This window comes from Shewanella schlegeliana (assembly GCF_016765635.1).
In the GTDB taxonomy this organism is placed as follows: Bacteria; Pseudomonadota; Gammaproteobacteria; order Enterobacterales; family Shewanellaceae; genus Shewanella; species Shewanella schlegeliana.
Genome location: NZ_JAESVD010000002.1, coordinates 393,085 through 415,228, shown reverse-complemented (window position 1 = coordinate 415,228; position 22,144 = coordinate 393,085). Strand labels below are relative to the sequence as shown.

General features: G+C 47.3%; 16 protein-coding genes. 10 read left to right on the top strand and 6 right to left on the bottom strand.

Features of this window, described 5'->3' with window-relative positions; genetic code table 11:
* Positions 1-12 precede the first annotated feature (12 nt).
* Both JMA39_RS04845 and JMA39_RS04840 read left to right on the top strand, forming a co-directional pair.
* Positions 13-1,002 (top strand): 2-hydroxyacid dehydrogenase, encoded by a 990-nt coding sequence (locus JMA39_RS04845; RefSeq protein ID WP_202720690.1) that lies wholly within the window; start codon positions 13-15, stop codon positions 1,000-1,002.
* A gap of 205 nt (positions 1,003-1,207) precedes the next feature.
* Positions 1,208-1,945, top strand: coding sequence for a dienelactone hydrolase family protein (locus tag JMA39_RS04840; protein WP_202720689.1), 738 nt, complete (start codon positions 1,208-1,210; stop codon positions 1,943-1,945).
* 105 nt (positions 1,946-2,050) lie between these two features.
* Here JMA39_RS04840 and JMA39_RS04835 read toward each other — a convergent pair whose 3' ends face one another.
* The gene (locus JMA39_RS04835) at positions 2,051-2,575 is read right to left on the bottom strand and encodes a DUF3332 domain-containing protein (protein WP_202720688.1); all 525 of its coding nucleotides are present in this window, start codon (positions 2,573-2,575) and stop codon (positions 2,051-2,053) included.
* 297 nt (positions 2,576-2,872) lie between these two features.
* Between JMA39_RS04835 and JMA39_RS04830 the strand changes: the two genes are divergently transcribed.
* The 4 genes from JMA39_RS04830 (at position 2,873) to JMA39_RS04815 (ending at position 7,689) form a co-directional block, all read left to right on the top strand.
* A complete protein-coding gene (locus JMA39_RS04830) occupies positions 2,873-3,616 on the top strand; it encodes a spermidine synthase (protein WP_202720687.1) in 744 nt (247 codons plus the stop codon).
* 383 nt (positions 3,617-3,999) lie between these two features.
* Complete coding sequence (gene ahpC, locus JMA39_RS04825; protein ID WP_202720686.1) at positions 4,000-4,569, top strand: alkyl hydroperoxide reductase subunit C; 570 nt, start codon at positions 4,000-4,002, stop codon at positions 4,567-4,569.
* Between the two features lie 258 nt (positions 4,570-4,827).
* Positions 4,828-6,402, top strand: coding sequence for an alkyl hydroperoxide reductase subunit F (ahpF, locus tag JMA39_RS04820; RefSeq protein WP_202720685.1), 1,575 nt, complete (start codon positions 4,828-4,830; stop codon positions 6,400-6,402).
* Between the two features lie 141 nt (positions 6,403-6,543).
* The gene (locus JMA39_RS04815; protein ID WP_202720684.1) at positions 6,544-7,689 is read left to right on the top strand and encodes a GGDEF domain-containing protein; all 1,146 of its coding nucleotides are present in this window, start codon (positions 6,544-6,546) and stop codon (positions 7,687-7,689) included.
* Here JMA39_RS04815 and JMA39_RS04810 read toward each other — a convergent pair.
* The 3 genes from JMA39_RS04810 to JMA39_RS04800 all read right to left on the bottom strand — a co-directional run bounded on the left by JMA39_RS04810 (position 7,686) and on the right by JMA39_RS04800 (position 10,488).
* Positions 7,686-7,883, bottom strand: a complete 198-nt coding sequence (locus JMA39_RS04810; protein ID WP_202720683.1) for a cytoplasmic protein — start codon at positions 7,881-7,883, stop codon at positions 7,686-7,688. The genes JMA39_RS04815 and JMA39_RS04810 overlap by 4 nt on opposite strands.
* Before the next feature lie 411 nt (positions 7,884-8,294).
* Positions 8,295-9,719: a thioredoxin domain-containing protein gene (locus JMA39_RS04805; protein ID WP_202720682.1), complete on the bottom strand. Its 1,425-nt coding sequence runs from the start codon at positions 9,717-9,719 to the stop codon at positions 8,295-8,297.
* Between the two features lie 355 nt (positions 9,720-10,074).
* On the bottom strand, positions 10,075-10,488 hold the full coding sequence (locus JMA39_RS04800) for a hypothetical protein (RefSeq protein ID WP_202720681.1): 414 nt from the start codon (positions 10,486-10,488) through the stop codon (positions 10,075-10,077).
* Between the two features lie 239 nt (positions 10,489-10,727).
* Between JMA39_RS04800 and JMA39_RS04795 the strand changes: the two genes are divergently transcribed.
* Entirely contained in the window at positions 10,728-11,903 is a 1,176-nt protein-coding gene (locus JMA39_RS04795; protein ID WP_202720680.1) for a glycerol-3-phosphate dehydrogenase/oxidase, read from the top strand.
* A gap of 153 nt (positions 11,904-12,056) precedes the next feature.
* The gene (gene chrA, locus JMA39_RS04790) at positions 12,057-13,235 is read left to right on the top strand and encodes a chromate efflux transporter (protein WP_202720679.1); all 1,179 of its coding nucleotides are present in this window, start codon (positions 12,057-12,059) and stop codon (positions 13,233-13,235) included.
* Between the two features lie 115 nt (positions 13,236-13,350).
* Here the strand turns inward: chrA and fdhF are convergent, their stop codons facing one another.
* Both fdhF and JMA39_RS04780 read right to left on the bottom strand, forming a co-directional pair.
* Positions 13,351-17,637, bottom strand: a complete 4,287-nt coding sequence (gene fdhF / locus JMA39_RS04785; protein ID WP_202720678.1) for a formate dehydrogenase subunit alpha — start codon at positions 17,635-17,637, stop codon at positions 13,351-13,353.
* A 297-nt stretch (positions 17,638-17,934) separates the two neighbouring features.
* Positions 17,935-18,927, bottom strand: a complete 993-nt coding sequence (locus tag JMA39_RS04780) for an ion channel (protein ID WP_202720677.1) — start codon at positions 18,925-18,927, stop codon at positions 17,935-17,937.
* Positions 18,928-19,254: 327 nt separating this feature from the next.
* On the opposite strand from JMA39_RS04780, the gene prfB reads away from it, so the two are divergent.
* Positions 19,255-20,353 (top strand): peptide chain release factor 2 gene (prfB, locus tag JMA39_RS04775; protein WP_202720676.1). Its coding sequence is split into 2 segments (ribosomal slippage): positions 19,255-19,329 and positions 19,331-20,353, totalling 1,098 coding nucleotides; the frame shifts between segments, so codons are not numbered across the junction.
* Positions 20,354-20,365: 12 nt separating this feature from the next.
* Positions 20,366-21,871 carry a lysine--tRNA ligase gene (gene lysS, locus JMA39_RS04770; protein ID WP_202720675.1) on the top strand — a complete coding sequence of 502 codons (1,506 nt, stop codon included), beginning with the start codon at positions 20,366-20,368 and terminating at the stop codon, positions 21,869-21,871.
* Positions 21,872-22,144 lie beyond the last annotated feature (273 nt).

Genomic DNA, 22,144 nt, shown 5'->3' with positions numbered 1-22,144 from the left:
AAGGTTTCTACAATGAAAATAGGCTTCTTTAGCGCTAAACATTACGACATGCAGTACTTCGATCGCACCAATGCTGGCTTTGGTGCCAATATTGAATATTTCGATTATCGACTGTGTATGCAAACGGTGAAGTTAGCAGAAGGCTTTGAGATAGTGTGCGCCTTTGTCAATGATTCACTGTGTGAAGAGGTGTTAGTCGAGCTAGCACAGGGTGGGACCAAGATTATCGCCATGCGCTGTGCGGGCTTTAATAATGTCGATCTTGAGGCTGCCGAGCGTTTGGGCATGAAGGTGGTAAACGTACCGGCCTATTCTCCCGAGTCAGTGGCCGAACACACGGTGGCACTCATGCTGACCCTGAACCGTAAAATTCATAAAGCATACCAGCGTACCCGTGATGCGAACTTCTCACTAGATGGACTCGTGGGCTTTAACATGCATGGCCGCACAGTCGGCGTAATAGGCACAGGTAAAATTGGGCTGGCAACCATCAAGGTACTGCAAGGTTTCGGCTGCAAAGTCGTGGCTCACGATCCTTATCCAAATCAAGCGGTAATTGACTTAGGGGTCGAGTATTTATCTCTGGAGCAGCTATATCCGATTTGTGATGTGATTAGTTTGCATTGTCCACTGACTAAAGAGAACCATCATCTGCTGAGCCAGAAGAGCTTTAGTAAGATGAAACCTGGCGTGATGGTGATCAACACCAGCCGTGGTGGCTTGCTTAATGCCCTCGATGCTATGGAAGCTCTCAAGTCTGGTCAACTTGGCTCATTGGGGTTAGATGTTTACGAGAATGAGAAAGAACTATTCTTTGAAGATAAGTCGAGTGAGATCATTCAAGATGATGTCTTTAGGCGTCTATCGGCATGCCACAACGTGATCTTTACTGGCCATCAGGCATTCTTAACAGAGGAAGCCTTGAGCGCGATTGCACACACCACACTGACAAATGTCACTCAGCTGCTGGCAGGAGAGGCGTGCCCTAATCAGCTGTATTAATCTGTTAGTGATAAGTGAGTGGGCAGGAGCGATTTTAGGTGTAAATCACTTGAGTGCGACTGCCTTTTTTATAGAGTTAAACCACTTGCTTAAGCTATCGAGAGGATTGATTATAATCGACATAAGAAGATAGCTATTATCATACTGCTCGCTGCCTACGTGGCGAGTCATTGTCTACTGACCAGCATCTAAGGAAAGAGAGCCGATGATCATTACTCAAGAGGTCCATGATATTTCCACCGCAACAGGAACCATGCGGACCTACCTATACCGCCCCGATTGTGAAGGGCAATTTGCAACTATTATCTTTTATTCAGAGATCTTCCAGCAAACGGCGCCTATCGCCCGTGCCGCTGCGATCCTGGCCGGTCACGGCTTTGTGGTCTTGGTTCCTGAAGTGTTTCATGAGCTTAACCCTATCGGCACCGTACTGGCGTACGACGATATAGGTAAAGACAAAGGTAACGAAGATAAGTTTGCTAAGCGGCTGGAAGACCATGACAGCGACACTGAGGCGCTGGTGGACTTTGCTCGCAGCCTAAGTTTTTGCAGCAGCAATATTGGTAGCATGGGGGTGTGTATTGGAGGGCATTTAGCCTATCGCGCCGCAATAAATCCCGATATCCAAGGGGCGTTTTGTTTATATCCGACCGATATCCACTCCAATACTTTGCCTAGTGACAAGGGTAATGACTCCTTGAGCCGAACCGGCGATATCGCGGCCGAGTTGGTGATGGTGTTTGGTAAGCAAGATCCCCATGTATCCAGTGAAGGGCGCAAGCTAGTGTATGACAAGCTTGAAGCCACTGAGGTTAAGTTTAACTGGCTAGAGGTCAATGCCCAGCATGCCTTTATGCGTGATGAAGATAGCAGGTATGATCCAGCGCTTGCACTACAGATGTATCTGCAGGCGGTGGCGTTTTTCCAACGAACGCTCAAGTAACGGGCTAAGCATAAAACGCTTTAGTCAAAGTAGATAAAAAAAGGGCCAGTATAACTGGCCCTTTTTAGATCACGGAGTAAGCGTTATTAATTATACCGCTTGGTATTAACCTTGCTGGTACGCAGCAAGCTCATCTGTGCTTATGCGTGCAATGAAGCTGTTATCTAAATAGAAATCAACATGCTCGCCTTGCTTAACACCAGACATAACCTGCTGGCTACCATCTTCATACACTAGCGTCATTGCTAAGGTATTTTCGTCAGTTGCAACCATTGAAGCGCTAGTTAGCTTAACGTTTTTTAGCGGAGCGGTAGTTAGGTCGCCATCGATGTGTTGGTTTACCTTGAAAATCGCTTCAACAGGCATGTCAACAACAGCAGGAGAGCGGCCCGTTACTGGGTTGGTGCCAGTCCAGAATTCGATGCTGTTAACAATAAATAGATCGCCAGTCGCAGCGAAGCCATAAATTGGGCTCATAAGCATAAATAGGCCTGCACGGCCGTAACGGTTATCTACAGCGCTAAGGTTTGCCTTAGTTACCATGGCACTTAGACCCATTTGGCCCATACAACCGGTAAGTTGAGTGCTTAGAATTGCAGTTAACGCGACTGCTGAGATTGTCTTTTTCATTGGTTTGATCTTACTAAATTGAGAATGGCGCAGATTGTATGTATCGGTAAAAAATGAGATGTGATAATGCTCGCAACTCTGGGTTGGAAAATTGTTTTGTTTGTAGTGACCTTGCTGTGACTTGTTTTATGGCTGTGGTGTTTGTGCCAAGATTTGGCGCGGTGCTGATTTTTGTTTGTTGATGTGTATTGCTTGTTACTCCAAGGCCTCACAGCTATCGGGGGTTGTGGCTATAACGGCGGCATTTTATTAAAGCAGAATTTAACGCATAATAGCGCCCCAAATGTCGGAGACCTCATGTCAGAATATCAAGTACTGCACCAAACCCAAGATGAATACGGCCCACTTATTGTGTTAGAAGATAAGGAAGCGAGAATTCTGGCATTTGGTGAAAACGACGAGCAGAGTAAGCTACTCAAAGCTGCGCCGCATATTCCGCAGCATACCTATGTGCAAGCCATGCTATTGGTGCTGCTCTATAGCCAACCTAAGAGTGCTATCGTACTCGGGCTTGGCGGTGGTGGACTCATCCACGCGCTACGTCACTTCGATGCGGGGATCAAACTCACCGCAGTCGAACTGAGATCCGATGTGATTGAGTTGGCAAAGCGCTATTTTCAGCTACCTTTGAGCAAAAAGCTCAAGGTGATCAATCAGGATGCGAAACAGTTTTTAGAGCTTGGCGATCATAAGCGGGTCGATGTGATCTTTACCGACATCTATAGCGCCGATGGCGTCGATGCAGCTCAGGTATCGGAGTCTTTCATCGCTCAATGTGGCGCCTTGATTAAGGCCGATGGTTATCTTGTGCTTAACTGCTGGAAAGAGCATAGCCACAACCGTGAGTTACTCGCTTACCTTAATAATTACTTCGTCGAGGTACGTGCCTGCCTAACGGGTAGCGGTAACTGGGTGGTGTTTGCGGGTAAGGCAAAGCGTGAGATCAGCGCCAGTGGTTTAAAAACCAAGGCGCAAGCGTTATCGCAGCAGTTGGATTTTCAGCTGGGGCGTTCGTTGACCCGATTCGATGTTTGGGAATAAGTTTCGTCGGGAATAAGCCTTGTAGTTAATTGTTGTGACAGCTTATGTCTCGCTAATACCATTAGTATTGGCGAGCCATTTACTTGCTGGCTTTGTTAATCGTTTTTTTCGTCCATAGATTTAATCTTGGTATTTTTGAGGCCCTATCCTCGACTTTTCACGCCTTTAAACCGCGCTAACTACCTAATATCGCTGATTTGTTAATCCTATTCGGAAAAATAGATTAGATTGATAGTTTTTACTCGTTATCATAATTTTTTGTGCACCGTTATTATTCTCCCATCGAAAACGAACTGGCTTTAAGAGACTCATCATCACTCATTCAGTTTGTTGAATTTAAAGAAATAGTATTTTCAATTTTAACGATTAAAACGGAGCATTACATGCATCAGTCAATCATCAACTCTACAATCAAGCCATTCTCTGCAACTGCTTTTCACAACGGTGACTTCCACCCAGTGACTGAGCAAGATCTTCTAGGCAAGTGGTCTGTTGTATTTTTCTACCCAGCTGACTTTACATTTGTATGCCCTACAGAGTTAGGCGACATGGCTGACCACTACGAGAAGTTACAGTCTATGGGCGTTGAAGTTTACTCAGTATCGACTGACACTCACTTCACTCACAAGGCGTGGCACTCAAGCTCTGACACCATAGGTAAGATCAAGTATCCAATGATTGGTGACCCAACGGGCACTATCACACGTAACTTCGGTGTGATGATTGAGGAAGACGGTCTAGCACTACGTGGCACATTTGTTATCAACCCAGAAGGTGAGATCAAAGTTGCTGAAGTTCATGACCTAGGTATTGGTCGTAGTGCTGCTGAGCTAGTACGTAAAATCCAAGCTGCTCAATATGTTGCGACTCACGACGGTGAAGTATGCCCTGCAGCATGGCAGCCAGGTGAAGAGACACTAGCTCCTTCAATCGACCTAGTTGGTAAGATTTAATCGGTAAGATTTAAATGATACAGCGCGTTAGCAAGCCCCATCTCTTGCTAACGTTCTAAAAATCATTACAGATTTCATCTCCATGGTTCAGCTTAGTGTCCCCCCTGTAATCTAGGCTGAACCATCGTTAGAACGAACACACTTTTTATTCTCTATACCATTTTTTATTTTTATCTCGAGTGCTAGGCATGCGCTGAGGGTTAATGCTGCCTGTAAGACACGGATTTCAGATTCGCTTTAAGATACTTAGGAGTCATCATGTTAGATGCAAACGTAAAGAATCAACTGAACACCTATTTGCAGAACCTCAAACATCCAGTTGAGCTTGTTGTATCTGCCGATGACAGTAAAAAAGCCCAAGAGTTAAAGTCACTTGCTGCAGATATTGATAGCTTGTCTTCACTCATATCAGTCACAGAGCGAGTGGGTGAGCGCACTCCTTCTATGTCGGTGATTAACCCACAATTGAACAGTCAAATCACTTTTGCGGGTCTACCTATGGGGCACGAGTTTACCTCTTTGGTGCTTGCGCTGTTACATAGTGGCGGCCACCCAATCAAGTTGGAAGCCGATGTGATTGAGCAGATCCGTCAGTTACCGGGTGAATATCGCTTCGAGACTTATGTATCCCTAAGCTGTCAGACCTGTCCTGAGGTGGTTCAGGCGCTGAACATGATGGCGGCGATTAATCCAAATATCACCAACGTGATGATTGATGGCTCACTGTTCCAAGATGAAGTGAACGAGCGCAATATCATGGCGGTACCCTCTGTGTATCTAAATGGCGAGCAGTTCTCTATGGGTGCCATCAGCACGGTTGAGATCTTAAATAAGCTTGATGTCAATGCGGCAGGTCGAAAAGCCGAGCAACTCAATGAGAAAGAGCCTTTTGAAGTGCTAGTGGTTGGCGGCGGCCCAGCGGGCGCATCGGCAGCCATTTATGCGGCACGTAAAGGTCTGCGTACAGGTATTGTTGCTGACAAGTTTGGCGGTCAGGTCGCTGAGACAGTGGGTATCGAAAACTTTATCTCAGTCAAGGCAACAGAAGGTCCTAAGCTGGTGGCTAACCTAGAAGCCCACGTACATGAGTATGATGTCGATATCATGAATAACCAGCGTGCGTTGAGCCTAAAGTCTGGTGAGCTATTTGAGCTGGAACTGGAAAATGGTGCCGTACTGCGTAGTAAGACCGTATTGTTAGCCACTGGTGCACGCTGGCGTGAAATGAACGTACCGGGTGAGCAGGAATACCGTGGTAGCGGCGTGGCATATTGCCCACATTGTGACGGTCCCTTGTTTAAAGGTAAGCGTGTTGCCGTTATCGGCGGTGGTAACTCGGGCATTGAAGCGGCAATCGACTTGGCTAACATCGTTGAGCACGTAACCGTACTTGAGTTCGATAAGAGCTTGCGCGCCGATGAAGTGCTGCAGCGTAAAGCCAAATCTATGGGTAATATCGACATCATTACCGAGGCGATGACCACTGAGGTGACTGGCGATGGTAAGCGTGTTAACGGACTTAACTATACCGATAGAGCCACAGGTGAAAACCATCATGTTGAGCTTGCCGGAATATTTGTGCAGATAGGTCTAGTGCCAAACTCTGAGTGGCTAAAAGATACCATCGATATGACGGCACGTGGCGAGATCATTGTCGATGCGAAGGGCGAGACCTCTGTCCCCGGAATTTTTGCCGCAGGCGATGTGACCAACTCAGCCTATAAACAGATCATTATCGCCATGGGCAGCGGCGCAACGGCATCACTCGGGGCATTTGATTACTTAATTCGTCACAATGTGGACGACTCGAGCTGCGGCAATATTGCAGCCTAAGCGACAAATTCTTAATATAAAGCCAGCAGCAGCTGGCTTTTTTTAGTTTTAAATTAATCTTAATCTTAATATATGTGGATGCAGAGTGCTGAGCGCTATGTTTTAATCAATGGGAAAAGTCGGTTTACTCGTTTAGCCATAATGGAGCAAGATCTGAAGTCACATCAATATCAAGCGCAGTTGAAGAGTGAAACCTTCATTATCATCAAGCGCGGCTTAGTTTGGGCGACATATGTTAGCTCTGTATTGCTGCTTGTGGTCATGCTCAACGCCTATTACTTTGATCGTGAGTATTTCGAAACCGAATTGCTTTGGCTAAAGCAGTTCCCGCTGGCCTTAACGCTTGTGTCAGGGATTGTGGTGATTAAACTCTTTGGGCTTTATCGAGTTGGCCGCAGACAGGCTTACCTCTATTTAGGCCTGCTTCTTGTTTCATGGTGTTACCTACTTATGGGCTTAGACTCGCTATCGGGTATCGCGATGCAGGGCATAGAATCTTTAGCCGATGTACTCGTGCTGGTGTTTGCGTTAGCGTTATTTCCCAATCGTAATCTAATGCTGATAGGGATCTTGCCTTTTCTAACCTTTGGCAGCATCTATCATTTCAATCAATATTCCGAGACACCTATCTACCCTATCACTAAGTTTCTCTGCTTTTTGGGTATAGTCTGGTCTGGGCAGAAGATTATTTCAGGCTGGTTCTTTAAGGCGGTTACTCGAAGTATCGAGAAAAAGAAGCTATTACAGCAGTTTAAGCGTTTAGCTTTAATCGATGGTTTGACTAATATCAGTAATCGTCGTCACTTCGATGATGTGTTAATTCAAGAGATCAAAGCATCACTTCGAACTCTGCAGCCGTTATCTATCATCATGGTCGATGTGGACTTCTTTAAGCCGCTTAATGACAGGCTGGGCCATCAAGTGGGGGATACATATTTAAAGAAGGTGGCAGGGGTATTAAATAGTGCACTGGAACGGCCAAGGGATCTGGTTGCCCGCTACGGTGGAGAGGAGTTTGTCATCGCGCTTCCCGATACCGATTTAAGCGGTGCAATTCAGGTCGCCGAAAAGATTAAACGGGCAATAGCAGCCGCCGAGCTTGCGCACCCAAGCTCAGGAGTATCAGACTTTATAACCGTCTCTCAGGGCATTGCGCAGTGGCATGAGGAGATGGAACCTGTCCAGTTACTTGAGGTCGCCGATAGTCTGTTATATCAAGCTAAGTCTGCAGGCAGAGATCGTTACTGTGCACAGACGCTATCGGCGGTGAACAAGGCAGCAGTTTAGGCTGTGGTATTAATGTTGTGGCCTGTATTTCCCACAGGCGCCTTCGCCGCTTCAGGAGCCGCAGCATTGATCAATTGCAGTGCAATATCACCTTGAACTTCTTGTTGCTCTTTAGCAAGTTGCGCCACTTTCACACCTACATCGCCATGACTCATGTTTGGTTGCAGATTCGCACTAGAGATAGTAACAGCCATATTTCGCTCAATTAATTAGTAATGTTATTCAGTTATCGGCGTGGCCCATCATGGCTTGAGGATTGTCGTGTTACAGATTGTATCGGGTTTAAAAGCTAAGACGGAAAAGAAGGTGCTAGGTTCTAGGAACGGGCTGAGACGGAAAAGCAAAGACGATAAGATCCGGACGGCCTGCGGCCTAGGGAACGTGGCTGCGTCACTTACGGAACGCTGCGCTTACGGAAAGGCAAAGAAGGTTCGAGGAAGAGCTGGTTCTAGGTTCTAGGAAGAGCAAAGACGGTGCTTTCAGCTTTTGATTTTCCTAATAGGGCGCAGCCCGTCCTCGCAGCGAAGCGTCCTAGGATCTAGGTCTTTATTTTAGAAAACGAAGGCCTTAGCTTAATCATAAGCTAAGGCCTTGATTAATTAAGGCTATGACTTTGCGGTTTGAGCCTTCTCAATACTCTTACGGATAAGGGTAATAATCACAGTTAACACGATAGAGCTTAAGATAAGGCCGATCGCTAAGGCCACATTCTGCAGCGCAGTTGGGTCAATGGCTAACATACCACCGAGTCCCATCATCATGATGCCTGACATCAGCTTAAGGGTCTGACCCTCTTTCTCGGTCAGTTTACGTTTACCAAGTGATACACTGAAGGCGATAACGATAGCCGCAAGCGGGATGACATAAACCACGTTGTACATCACCAGATACATGTAGCGCTCGAAGGTCTCTAAGTCATGCATCGACAATACGCTGGTATAGATCATTGGGAAGCCTGCGGTGCACAGCAACTCATAGGCATTGGCTAAGATTGATAGCACCACAGTACCGGCAATCATGGCGGTCATGCTGCTGGCACTCGTTAGCTTACCCATGCGTTTAATCAGGCCTGTGCGATTTTCTGCCGACATCGACAGGGTGACCTCTCCCTTGGTAAAGAAGTAGTCTTTGATGTTGATGGCTCCGGCAACGAGCGCCAGCATGCCCGCCCCGAGAATAATCCAGCCACCATCGCTACCTGCGCCTAGAAGCTGGAAGATATTGAGCCATGCACTCATAAAGATGAAGTAGATAAAGCCTGAGAAGAACACGAATATCCCGCCCACAATCAGCATGCGAGCACGGCTCTTAGCGTTAACCATGATAGAGAGCAGGAATAGCAAGACGAAGAAGGCACAAGGGTTGAAGGCATCGACACCCGCCAGTACGACAGTCAGTAGTGGCAGTGACATCTGCTCTGGGTGGACCACACCCACAAGTGGGATCTCAACCGGTTGTACATCTGAGCTGGCAAGCTCGCTGCCAGTATCTAAGCCTAGGCCACAGGTGCCCTCGGCGTCACTTTCGCTACCACTCTCATTACAGGTTTGAAACATTCCGCCAGCCATTGGGGTTGTGCTGTAATCGCCTTCAACCTCTGGGGCTAACTTGCCACCGAGTGAAACATAGTATGACTTTAAGCGCTGTACTAAAAACTCACCAGACACGGCCTGACTGGTGTAGCCGACAACGGCTTTTTCGCCACTGGCAAAGTAGGGGACCGAGCGTGCTTCGGTTCCGGTCTGTTTAGCGACTTCTTGCCACACCGCCATGGTGTCTGGCGCGGTGATCATATGATCTTCAACCTCTATCCAGGGGTAGCGCTCGGGTAGGCTATCGATAAAGGGGTGAGCCTCGGCGCAGTGAGGACAGGTCTTAGACCAGAAGAAATACAGTTTAACCTTAAGCTCTCCCTGAGCATTGGTGTAATGCCATAGATTGTTAGACGCTGTGGTTTCAGTAGCGGCAAAACTGGGTAGAGAGAGGCTAGATAATAAAAGGGCAATAAAGAGAATAATTGACTTAGGCATGCGAACTCCGGCAGACGTAATAGCCATGAATTAAGCGTGTTTGTTACTAATACTCTACTTTAATGCTTAGCAATAGCTAAATTAATGTTTTGTTTTTGCAGGTGAAATCTCGAATAATTTACTTTTGGGAACTACAACTAATTTTTTGCAAGAAAGTTAAACTTTTGCTGAAAGTTATAACTGCGTAGTTTAGATAAGGTTAAATTACATCTATCGATATTAGATCTATTAATATCCTAGGCTTATGCGAGTACTTGAGATGAGGTTTGCGGCTGTGTTTAGCTGGGGTGCCGATGGCTTGTGGCTTCACTCATCACTAAGAGTAGAGCCAGAGTTAGGCTAGAGCATTGAATGCTTATTCATTCTTGCTGGCGACTCTTACCCCTTGTTCACTTTCATCGGGACACCAGATCACCGATACACTACGATTTTTTTCGGTACTCGCCGTCAGCAGACGAGAGATCACTGGAGCCGGGTAAGCTGCGTCGTTAAGGTAGACTTTAACTCTCTCGATCCGTCTTTGTGCTAGCCACTTATTGTATTCTCGAGCTTCCTTGGTCGATTGAGTCTGGTTGACCTTGAATTCGAGCAGTAAGTAACCTGTATTTTGCTGCGTATTCTTGGTTAGTTGATCTAGCTGTGAGCTGTACTGTGAATCGAAGTAGGAGCTATTTTTAGGGTAAACAATATCGATAATGTGAGTGTTATTATCACATTGTGCCATCGTGCTTGTGGCAAATAATAAACAAACTGCAGCTATCCACTTCATACCGTACTTCCTTGCTAACTTTAAAATCATCCTCAAGAGCAGTTTATCGCAGCTCCATTATGCGAAAATTTATGCTATTACTAGAGGAAATACAATCACCTTTAGATTAAATGTTCTAATGATGAACTGCATTCTTCGCGGCTGTAGAAGATATTTGCGGCGTAGTTTACCCTGTTCATCATGGTGCGATTATTGGGCTATGCATAGCAATGAGTGAGCAATCCACTCAAGGAGCAAAAATGAAGACGGTCGATCTTCTAGTCATTGGTGGGGGGATCAATGGGGCGGGTATCGCTCAGTGTGCGGCTGCTGCTGGCTACAGCGTATTGCTGTTAGAGAAAGAGACCATTGCAGGGCAGACGTCGGCTAACTCCAGTAAACTTATCCACGGTGGTCTGCGCTATCTCGAATCTGGCCAGCTGCCCTTAGTAAGAAAGTCTCTGGCCGAGAGAAAAGCCCTGCTTAAACTCGCTCCCTCTCTAGTAAACCCGATCCCGTTTTACATCCCTGTTTATGACAATAGTCGGCGCAGTCCATGGGCGATTAGAGCCGGACTAAGCCTGTATGCCATGCTGAGTGATTTTGATGCTCTGGGACAGTTTAAATCGGTTCCCGCTGTGTATTGGTCGAAAATAAAAGGATTAAAACTCAGCGGGTTGAAAGCTGTATACCAATATTGGGATGCACAAACTGACGATATGTTGCTGACCCAAGCTGTGATTAAGAATGCACGCTCCTTGGGAGCCGATGTGATTGAGTATGCTGACTGTACCAATATTGAGCACAAGCAGGGTCATTGTGTGGTGCGTTACCAATACGCAGGCACAGAACAGAAGATTGAGGCGTTGGCAGTGGTCAATGCTGCTGGGCCTTGGGTTAACCAAGTGCTGGATACCGTGTTTCCGCCAATTGCTTCGCTGCCAATTGAGTGGGTACAGGGCAGCCATCTGCTGCTCGATATCCCTGCCAATGATGGCATCATCTATCTGGAGTCTTGCTTTGACAAACGAGTTATTTTTGTGATGCCTTGGAAGGGTAAAACGCTTATCGGAACCACCGAAACGATTCTGTCATCGCTGACGGCAAAACCGAGTGTGACCGCCGAGGAGGTTGAATACCTACTGGGGATCTATCGCCATTACTTTTCCTGCTTTGGTGATCTTGCATCCCTTAAGTCACGGGTTGTTGATAGCTTTTGTGGAGTAAGGGTGTTACCTAAGTTAACTGGAAGTGCCTTTGATCGCCCACGAGACACGGTTCATCAAATCCAACCTAGTCATCCGAACCTATTGAGCCTTTATGGTGGTAAGCTGACAACCTATCGAACCACCGCAAATGAAGTATGTGAATGGCTAGAAGGCACTATTGGTAAGCGGCAGAACCTAGCTGATTTTGAGCAACTATTTTTAGATTAACCTCGCTTTGAGTGATGAGCTTTCATTAATCTGTAACCTAAATGTCATACTATTGCTCGTATCATTTTTTGGGGCGCTTAGCTTTAATATATTCGTTTGAGTTTTAGTGTTTACTGTTTAGTGCTTAGTTTTAGTTTTTATTTGTGGATGATTATGTTTCAAATTTTTCTTCGTTTCTTCTCCCTCGGCTTAGTCTCATTTGGGGGGCCGGCGGCGCATATTGGTTACTTTAGGCAGACTTTTGTGCAGGAGCTTAAGTGGCTCGATGATAAACACTACGGCAGCTTAGTGGCGCTGAGCCAATTTATGCCAGGGCCAGGCTCGAGCCAAGTAGGCTTCGCCATCGGTTATCATCGCGGTGGTCTTTTAGGTGGCATCGCAGCGTTTCTAGGCTTCACGCTTCCCTCTTTTATCTTATTGTTTCTGCTTGCCGTCACCAGCAGCCAATGGCTAGATTACTCGTTTACTCAGGGGATCATTCACGGCCTAAAACTCTTGGCTGTGGTGGTAGTCGCAGATGCTATCTGGATCATGTTCAAACAGTTTTGTCAGCGTAAACAAGCCAAGCTATTGATGGTGATGAGCTGTGTCATTATCCTGCTGCAGCCTTCGATGTTGATGCAATTTGGTTTGCTGATTGCCGCAGCGCTTGTGGGACGTCACTATTTGTCTGGTGAGCGAGAGCATACTGCAGAGGTTGCGACAGAGAGAGTGAAGCTCAATCTCTTTTACTTAAGCTTATTTGTGGGGCTATTGCTGGCGTCGCTTGTGATGATAACGCTGACTAAGCAGACGGGGATTACAAATTTAACAGAGCTATTTAGCCAGTTCTACCAAGTCGGCAGCATGGTATTTGGTGGCGGTCATGTGGTGCTGCCTCTGCTGCAATCGAGTGTTGGGGATGCGATAAGCAACGATCAGTTCTTAACAGGCTATGCCCTAGCTCAAGCGGTACCTGGGCCTATGTTTGCCTTGGCGGCGTTTTTAGGTGCAGAGATCTGGGTGCAGCAACCGCTTATTGGCGCCTTAGTGGCAACGCTTGCTATCTTTTTACCGGGCTTTCTACTCATGCTGGTGGCGTTAAAGAGCTGGCATGCCATTAGTGCAAGGCCACAAGTGACAGGCGCAATTGCGGGCGTCAATGCCTGCGTGGTGGGCTTCTTATTAGCGGCGCTGTATAACCCTATATTTATTAGTGCGGTGCTATCACCGCTGGATATGGCGTTAGTGGTGCTAGGTTTTGGTCTGTTCAAGATTTTTAAGCCGAATATCTTTATCTTAGTGGCAGGCTTTGGCGTAACCGGTGCGCTGGTTGGGGCTTTTATCGGTTAACTCATTTTCGCCAGTAACTTAACCTACTTATGTTGTGTAATAAAAAGGCCGTAAGCGTTATCGCTTACGGCCTTGTTGTTCTAGCCTGCCTGCTGCTGGGAGCTGCCGATGGTGTTTAGGCTAATACTGCTTCAGCTACTTTTTCAGCTTTGACCGCACACACCTTAAACTCTGGAATTTTCGCCACTGGATCAAGCGCGTTGTTGGTGAGTTTGTTGGCCGCCGATTCAGCAAAGTGGAACGGCAGGAACAGCACCCCGGCTTGAGCACGTTTGGTCACAAAGGCTTGGATCTCAATCTCGCCGCGGCGAGTACTGAGCTTTAACATGTCGCCGTTATTGACCCCAAGCTTCTCAGCATCAAATACCGAGATCATCACCTTGGCACTACCAAGTTGGTTAAGACCTTCGGTTTTACGAGTCATGGTGCCTGTATGGAACTGCTCCAACAAACGGCCAGTCGACAGGATCAGCGGGTATTCGTCACATGGCATCTCTGCTGGTAAACGATAGTGCACCGCACGCATCTTACCCTTGCCGTGAGTAAACTGATTGCTATGCAGAATCGGCGTGCCAGGGTGACCTTCTGCTGGGCATGGCCACTGCAGGCCTAGTCGACCATTTTCTGTTAGGCTATCGATTACCTTCCAAGTTATACCGCGATACTGAGGTGTGACTTGGGTGATCTCATGCCAGATCTGTTTCTCGCTCTGATAACCCCACTCCTCACCCATTTGGCTTGCGATAAGTTGAATAATCTGCCAATCATTCTTAGCCAGTCCTGGCGGAGTCACTGCAGGCAATAGCTGCTGTACGCGGCGCTCTGTATTGGTAAAATGCCCTAGCTTTTCAGCAAAGGCGGCAGCCGGCAGTACAACGTCAGCCAGCTCGGCGGTTTCGGTTAAGAAGATATCCTGCACCACCACAAACTCTGCAGCGGCTAAGCCTTGCAGTACATGCTTTTGGTCTGGATCGCTCAGCACTGGGTTTTCACCCATGACATACAAACCTTTGAGTTCGCCATGACTGAGGGCGTGCATCATCTCGGTGGCCGAGAAACCGATATCGGCGCAAAGATCATCCTTGCCCCAAGCCTCACGGAAACGCATCTGTACTAATGGATCACTCAACTTCTGGTAGCCGCTGAAGTAGTTTGGTAGTGCGCCCATATCACAAGCGCCCTGTACGTTACTCTGGCCACGCAGTGGGTTAATCCCTGCGCCTTTAACACCGATATTGCCGCACAGTAACTGCAGGTTTGATATCGCGGTGACGTTATCGTGCCCTGAAGTATGCTGAGTCACGCCCATCGCATAGTAGATGGCGGTTTTCTCTGCTGTGCCGATAAGGCGTGCCATCTCGATAATATCTTTGGCATTCACACCGGTAATTAGCGCGGCATTTTCAGGGCTGTAATCGGTGCTCATCACCTCATCATAGAGTTGACTGAAACCTTCGACTCTAGACTGAATGTAATCTAAGTCATGCCAGTCATTTTTGATGATCTGCTGCATAATCGCGTTAAGCAGCATCACATCTGAGCCGGGTCTTTGCGCAACATAAAGCTGGGCCTTATCGGCAATGGAGACACGCTTAGGATCGGCAACAATCAAGCGTGCGCCATGTTCTCTAATGGCCTGCTTGATACGAGAGGCGATAATTGGGTGGGCACTCTCGGTATCCGAGCCAAGGATAAAGATAAGATCGCTATCTTTGATACTCGGAATATCGTTAGTCATCGCACCGCTGCCTAGGCTTTCGCGAAGCGCAGTCACGGTCGATGCGTGACAAAGACGGGCGCAGTGGTCGATGTTGTTATTACCCAGCACGCTGCGGAAGAACTTTTGGAAAACGAAGTTATCTTCGTTAGTGGCTTTCGCCGAAGATAGCCCGGCAATCGCTTGATTGCCATGGGCCTGTTTGATCTCTGTAAAGCGCTTAGCTATCACTGAGATTGCTTCATCCCAACTGGCTGGAACCAATTCACCCTCTTTACGAATGAGTGGTGTGGTTAGGCGCTTATCGCTACCAACAAAGTCGAAACCGAAGCGGCCTTTGACGCATAGCATGCCTTCGTTAACTGGCGATGTGCTATCGCCACTGATATGCAGGATCTGATTCTTCTGCTTATCCACATGCATGTTGATGCGACAACCAATACCGCAATAGGTACAGATGGTCGACACGGTTTTAAGCGGTGCCTTCTGTGCGGCTGTTAAGCCTTGAGTCTTATCGCGAGCATCCACCAGTGCGCCAGTTGGACAGACTTGTACGCAGTTACCGCATTGCACACAATCGCTGTCATTCATGCTGGCGCTAAAGCCGACACGTGGTGCTTTGCGCTCATGACTGTCACATGAGCTGTCACAAGAGATTGGAATCGCTTGGTAGTGATCTTTAGCAAAGGAGATCGCGTTATGACCGCTAGCGCCGTTACAGATCTCAACACAGGCACCGCAGCTAATGCAGCGATTCGCATCGAAGGTGATAAATGGCGCACTATCATCGACGCTAAAGTGTTGCGCATGACTGATATCGAGCTCGCTGGCCTTAACCTTATATTCGGTAGCATAGTCACGTAGCTTACAATCTGTGTTGGCCTGACAGGCGCACTCGAGACAGCGCGCCGCTTCTTTCATCGCTTCATCGGCGGCAAAGCCGAGCTCGACTTCACTAAAATTTAATGCCCGTTGCAGTTCGTTCAGTTCTGGCATTTTGCTGCGAGCCTGCACTGCCGTTTCTGGGTATAGCGCATCGGCTTTAAACGATTTAAGCGCGCTGGTCTTAGCCGCCTTAGTCGAGTTAAATGGCTGTTTGACTAGCTCACAGGTGAGACCTTGAGACAATAGCTTTTCGATGGCATCGGCAGCCTTACGGCCATCGGCCACGGCTGCAACGGCAGTTGCAGGCCCGGTGCGTGAGTCGCCAATCACAAACAGTTTATCGAGCCCTGCAGATTGACCCGCAGACATGGTGTGCTCACAACCTTCAAAAGTATTCCAGCGGGTAAGGGCCACGGCACCTGTCGCTAGCTGGCTCCGAGGGTGATCTAGAAACTCCATATCAGGGGTTTGTGATACGGCTGGAATGACGGTGTCGAACGCTTCGACAAAGGTTTCCCCTGTCGGTGTTGGGCTGCGACGGCCCGAGCTATCGGGTTCACCAAGCGCCATGACCTCAAAAGTGACGCTGGTAACGCGGCCGTTTTCATCACTATGGTTTTCAATCGGATTGGTCAGGAAGTGGAACTTAATGCCTTCCTGCTCCGCTTCGTGAATTTCATAGTCTTCAGCGGGCATCTCGTCACGAGTACGACGGTAGATTAATGTTACATCGGCGCCGTCACGTTTTGCGGTGCGCGCGCAGTCAATTGCGGTGTTACCACCACCGATCACCGCCACTTTTTTGCCGGTCTGGTATTGCTTATCGGTACAGTAATCTTTTAGGTAGTCGACACCTAAGTAACAACCATCAAGCTCGATACCAGGGTAGTTCATTGGTACCGCTTTTTGCGCACCAATGGCTAAACAGACCGCATCAAAATCTTCGATTAAGCCGTTGAGATGAATATCACGACCAAGGCGAGTATCGGTTTCAATATTGAGACCATTCTTGCACAGAAGTTCGATCTCTTTGTCGAGAATCGCCTTCGGTAAGCGATACTCTGGAATACCGTATCTTAGCCAGCCGCCAGCCTTTGGCATTGACTCGAATATGGTGACATCGTGGCCATTGTTAGACAGGTAATAACCCGCTGAAATACCAGCTGGGCCACTGCCTATGATGGCGACTTTCTTATTGGTCGCAGGCGCCTTGGGCGGTACATAAGGGTTGGCATCATCGAGATCTAAGTCGGCGGCGTGGCGCTTTAATTGGCGAATGGCGACTGGCTCATCGATGAGCCCTCGGCGACACTCTGACTCACAAAAGGCGGGACAGACACGGCCAATAGATAGTGGTAAGGGTAAGGTCTGCTTAATGACTTTAACCGCTTCACTATGGTCACCTTGGGCGATATGGTACAGGTAAGATTGCACGTCAACGCCAGCAGGACAGGCGGTTTGACAAGGGGCTTCACAGTCGGCGAAATGATCGGACAAAATGACTTGCAGCGCAGCTTTACGCTGTTTGCTGAGGGCGGCCGACTGAGTGATGACTTGAATATTTTGTTCTGTGATGTCGGCAACTCGCGTCTCACAGGCGCGGACATTAGTGATGCTGTTATCGCTGCCGACTAGCTCTACATGGCAAAGGTTGCAGTTTTGTTTGCTGTCATGCACTAAAGAGCTGGCTTTGCTCTTACATAGGTTAGGAATTGCTATGTCGGCATTGAGCGCGACGTCTAGTAGGGTATCTTGCTGATTGGCTACTAAGGACTTGCCATCAATTATTATTTGTTTCATCGCATGGGCCTTTATTTATAGGGTCACTGCTGGCACTAAGCGTTGGGGTCGATGACCTTGACGTAAGAGCTGCACTCACGGAGACGGACTAGGCGAAATCTTATTTCTCTGAGTATACCTGCGGCCTTTTTTTACGCTGATAATGCAGCTTAAGTTTTAACTAAAATTGCTAATCCGCTCACAGGTGATGCCTGAAGTGTGCGCAATAATTATTGTGGCTGGTCTAATCTGTGATCTAGATCCTTGTGTGGGTAGAGGGAGGTGTTAGGGAGGAGTTTTAAATGGATTATCAGAGGCTTATCGAGTCATCTTCTTGACAAATACCACCACGAATAGCGCGATAGTAAAACTGCCAGTAAAAGCCTCGAAGGCGGCGATGGCTCGTGAGAAACCGATTGGGGTGAAGTCGCCATAGCCTAGGGTAGTAAAGGTGACGACCGAGTAGTAAATGCAGTTGAAAAACAACATGATATTGCTGGCGAGATCTTGGCTTAGATTAAATGCCTGCAACTGACCGCCATACTGCAATCCGGCAAAGAAGTAGAGCACGGCGCAGATAAGAATGAGGATCAATGAGAAGCCCACCACCCTTAACGGTGCCTCACCGTAGCCGCAAAATAGATCGATCGCTTTAGAAATGATGCGCTTAAGGCAGTACCTTGGCATCTGATAGCGGCGCATGGTGAGCTCTTTACGAATATATTGGCCAGACATGGCGAACAGCCCCTCTCTATCGGCGGCTTTGCGCAGATCGCGGTAGATCTCTTCGGCCTGCTCTAAATAATCCATAGCCCTGTCATTATCTCTGACTTTTTTCGCTTCGTGAGCTAAGTGCTCCTGACGCAGGGTGTTTCCAACATGCATATTTTCAATTTTAGCGCCTAACCATTTAACTCCAAGCAGATTGCAGCCACTTAGATTGGCGCAGTGCACTGTGGCATCGCGCAGATCGGCCTTCATCAGACTGGCATTTTTAAGCTTGATATTAAACAGGTGGGCGCCGCTTAAATCGGCGCGGTAGAGTTCGGCATTGCTCATATCGAAGCCAACCTTTTGCTGGTGACGCACGAGGTCTATGTTGGCAAGGTTTGCATGGTTTAGGCTGATACCTCTAAGTTGACCTCCCTTACGGGCAAACTCTTCAAGATTATGAATATCCTCGGGATTATTCTTTATGATTTGTGGATCATGCCAGTAGCAAAGGCCCGATTTCCCAGCGACTTCTCGGCAGGTATGTTGATTGTTTTCATGGTAACGACAGAGGTTGGCAGGCTGGTTTTCTGTTGGCATAAATCGCGTCGACCATCAAAGTAGCTGGCTAATATTGAGTCTGGATATTACTGAGTATAGCCAGCCTTAACCAAAGCTGCAGATTTCACCTAGAGCGGCGTCGTTATTTGCTAATGCATTTGGTCGCAGTTTCTCGGTTTGTTTGTGATGGAAATTTAAGTTTTTAGCCATTGAGCAATGTTTGATGAATAAAATTGCTATTTTGTACGCTTTTGGCGCTAGGTTTCAAACAAAGCATGGGTTAAAATAGCGGGTTTTCCATTCGTAGTAACTTAAGCATTAATGCTTTTGGCAGATAACGCTTAGTAATTAAAAGTTGATTAAATCATGTTTGAAGTAAATCCAGTTAAATTCAAAATCAAGGAGCTCGCCGACCGTACCGACCTTCTTCGGGGGTATCTTTGACTACGATGCCAAGAGTGAGCGTCTAGAAGAAGTCAGCCGAGAGCTTGAAAGCTCTGAAGTTTGGAACGATCCAGAAAACGCCCAAGCCCTAGGCAAGGAGCGTGCAGCACTTGAAGCGGTAGTGAAGACTATCGACGATATGGACAGTGGCCTAGAAGATATCGAGGGATTACTCGAACTTGCCGTTGAAGAAGACGATGAAGAAACCTTCAATGATGCCGCTGAGGAATTACAAGGGCTAGAGAAACGCCTTGAGGAACTTGAGTTCCGTCGCATGTTCTCTAAACCACATGATGCGTCAGATTGTTATTTAGATATTCAATCGGGTTCAGGCGGAACAGAAGCACAAGATTGGGCCAATATGGTTCTGCGTATGTTCTTGCGTTGGGGTGAAGCCCATGACTATAAGCCAGAGCTGATTGAAGTTACTGCGGGTGATGTTGCGGGTATTAAAGGCGCAACAGTGAAGTTTACTGGTGAATATGCATTTGGTTCACTACGTACTGAAACCGGTGTACACCGTTTAGTGCGTAAGTCTCCATTTGACTCATCGGGCAAACGTCACACCTCTTTCTGTTCGGTATTCGTTTACCCAGAAATTGATGATTCGATTGAGATTGATATTAATCCATCGGACTTAAGAATTGACACCTACCGTGCGTCAGGCGCGGGTGGTCAGCACGTTAACAAAACTGAGTCGGCAATTCGTATTACTCACTTACCGACCAACACTGTGGTGCAATGTCAGAATGACCGTTCACAGCATAAAAACCGTGATTCGGCCATGAAACAGTTAAAAGCAAAGCTGTATGAGCTCGAGATGCTTAAGCAGAATGCCGACAAGCAAGCCGCCGAAGATGCCAAGTCAGATATTGGCTGGGGCAGTCAGATCCGTTCATACGTGCTCGATGACGCGCGTATCAAAGATCTACGTACCGGCGTTGAAAACCGAAATACCCAGAGCGTTTTAGATGGCGATCTGGACAAGTTTATTGAAGCTAGCCTGAAATCTGGCCTTTAACGAGAGAAGAAGATGACTGAACAAACCCAAGACGAGAACAAGTTAATTGCAGAACGTCGTGCAAAATTAGAGCACATCCGTACGAACTGCCCTGCAAACGGTCACCCGAACAACTTCGATCGAAAACACAAAGCGGCAGACATTCAAGCTGAATTTGGTAATAACACCAAAGAAGAGCTTGAAGGCATGGGTATTCAGCGTTCAATCGCTGGTCGTGTAATGGCTAAGCGTGGTCCATTCTTAGTGATTCAAGATGTGAGTGGTCGTATCCAGGCTTACGCGGGTAAAGACGTTCAAAAAGATCTTAAAGAGAAATTCCAAGGTCTAGATATCGGTGACATCATCGGTGTGACGGGTCAACTACACCTTTCTGGTAAGGGCGACCTATATGTGAACATGGAAGAGTACCAGTTGCTCACTAAGGCACTGCGTCCGCTTCCAGAGAAGTTCCACGGTCTAACAGACCAAGAGACTCGCTACCGTCAGCGTTATATTGACTTGATCGTTAACGAAGAGTCTCGTGAAGCCTTTATCATGCGTTCTAAAGTCGTTTCGGCTATTCGTAACTTCATGGTGAAGAAAGAGTTTATGGAAGTTGAAACGCCAATGATGCACAGCATCCCTGGTGGCGCTTCAGCACGCCCATTCGAGACGCATCACAATGCGCTAGATATCGCTATGTATCTACGTATTGCTCCTGAGCTATACCTTAAGCGTCTAGTGGTTGGTGGTTTTGAGCGCGTATTCGAAATCAACCGTAACTTCCGTAACGAAGGTCTATCACCACGTCATAACCCAGAATTCACCATGATGGAATTCTATATGGCGTATGCTGACTATAAAGATCTGATGGATCTGACTGAAGAGATGCTAAGTTCTATCGCCACTGAACTTTGTGGTTCTCCACAGCTTCCATATGGCGAGCACGTCGTTGATTTTGGTGGCCCATATGCACGTTTGAGCATGTTGGATGCAATCAAGAAGTACAACCCAGACAACGCAACAATCCAGTCTATGACTTACGAAGAAGTTAAAGATGTTGAGTTTATGCGTGACTTGGCTAAGAGCCTAGGCATGACAGTTGAGAAGTTCTGGACTTGTGGTCAGTTACTTGAAGAGATCTTCGGTGAGACTGCTGAGCCTAAGCTAATGCAACCTACTTTCATTACTGGCTACCCAGCGGATATCTCTCCACTAGCGCGCCGTAATGACGAAAACCATTTCATCACTGACCGTTTCGAGTTCTTTATCGGTGGCCGTGAAGTGGCTAACGGTTTCTCTGAGCTTAACGATGCTGAAGATCAAGATAGCCGTTTCAAGGCGCAGGTTGATGCAAAAGACGCGGGTGATGACGAAGCGATGTTCTACGATGCTGACTACATCACAGCCCTAGAGCACGGCTTACCGCCAACAGCGGGTCAAGGTATTGGTATCGACCGTCTAGTGATGCTATTCACTAACACGCACACCATTCGTGACGTGATCTTATTCCCAGCGATGCGCCCACAGGCTAACTAATCTCTGGAATGTAGGTGCTTATCTACAAGACTTAAAAAACCAGCCACTAGGCTGGTTTTTTTATGTCACAATTTCAAATTATGCATTTCTGTGACAGAGATGCATTTATCTAAATAGTAGAAAGATTAATCTCACGAGATATGATTTTTATCAAGTAAATCAAAGTCGATTCCCTGTATTTTGTCGGGTTGCTAGAGTTTAGTTTAGTTTAGTTATATTCGTTGTTGTTAATTGAGTTAATCTTGATTTAGTTTCGCGCTAGGCTAAAACTTT